Genomic DNA, 992 nt, shown 5'->3' with positions numbered 1-992 from the left:
CAGTGTCCCGTTCGTCTAGAGGCCTAGGACACCGCCCTTTCACGGCGGTAACAGGGGTTCGACTCCCCTACGGGATACCATTGGGTCGTTAGCTCAGTTGGTAGAGCAGTTGACTTTTAATCAATTGGTCGCAGGTTCGAATCCTGCACGACCCACCATTCTTTAAGAATGACTCTCAAGATGGGGCTATAGCTCAGCTGGGAGAGCGCCTGCCTTGCACGCAGGAGGTCTGCGGTTCGATCCCGCATAGCTCCACCATTCTTGACGTCTACCACAAGACGAAAAACTTATGTGGGCGATTAGCTCAGTTGGGAGAGCACCTGCCTTACAAGCAGGGGGTCACTGGTTCGAGCCCGGTATCGCCCACCATCTTTAAGCGCATTCAATGAGTGCTTTTAAAAATGGTTACTTCATAAGAAGTGATTTGCTCTTTAACAATTTGGAAAGCTGACAAAGTAATCTTTAAGATTACTTGTAAAGTTCTCAATGTTTGTCTTTATGACAAACACCAACTGTTTGTTTTCATTTTTTAAAAATGAAAGTAAACGAGCACATTCAAGTGTTCTTGGGAATATCACTTTTAAAGTGATTATTCGAAATTGAGTCCGGCAAAATCGAAATGTCTCTCGCTCATTCAAATAATGAGAGACAACTTTGGTGATTTGAACATCAACTCGAAACTCCTTCGGGTTGTATGGTTAAGTGACTAAGCGTACACGGTGGATGCCTTGGCAGTCAGAGGCGATGAAGGACGTATTAACTTGCGATAAGCCCAGATTAGGTAGTAAAAACCACTTGAGTCTGGGATTTCCGAATGGGGAAACCCACTAGCATAAGCTAGTATCGCTGCGTGAATACATAGCGCAGCGAGGCGAACCGGGGGAACTGAAACATCTAAGTACCCCGAGGAAAAGAAATCAACCGAGATTCCGAAAGTAGCGGCGAGCGAAATTGGACTAGCCCTTAAGCTTTATATGCGTTAGACGAACGGT

4 tRNA genes and 1 rRNA gene are annotated in these 992 nt (G+C 45.7%); all 5 read left to right on the top strand.

The features are described 5' to 3' along the window. The first annotated feature begins 4 nt into the window (after positions 1-4). Positions 5-80: transfer RNA gene (locus ATB76_RS26760), tRNA-Glu, on the top strand. Between the two features lie 2 nt (positions 81-82). After that, positions 83-158: transfer RNA gene (locus tag ATB76_RS26755), tRNA-Lys, on the top strand. Between the two features lie 24 nt (positions 159-182). Beyond that, positions 183-258: transfer RNA gene (locus ATB76_RS26750), tRNA-Ala, on the top strand. Between the two features lie 35 nt (positions 259-293). Next, positions 294-369 (top strand) — tRNA-Val (locus ATB76_RS26745). Positions 370-696: 327 nt separating this feature from the next. Continuing rightward, positions 697-992 (top strand): 23S ribosomal RNA (locus ATB76_RS26740); the annotation flags it as partial.

The sequence above is a fragment of the Vibrio sp. MOR3 genome (genome assembly GCF_001557775.1).
GTDB classification, from domain to species: domain Bacteria; phylum Pseudomonadota; class Gammaproteobacteria; order Enterobacterales; family Vibrionaceae; genus Vibrio; species Vibrio jasicida.
Note: the sequence above shows the minus strand (reverse complement) of the source record. Positions and strands in the feature narration are given on the sequence as shown.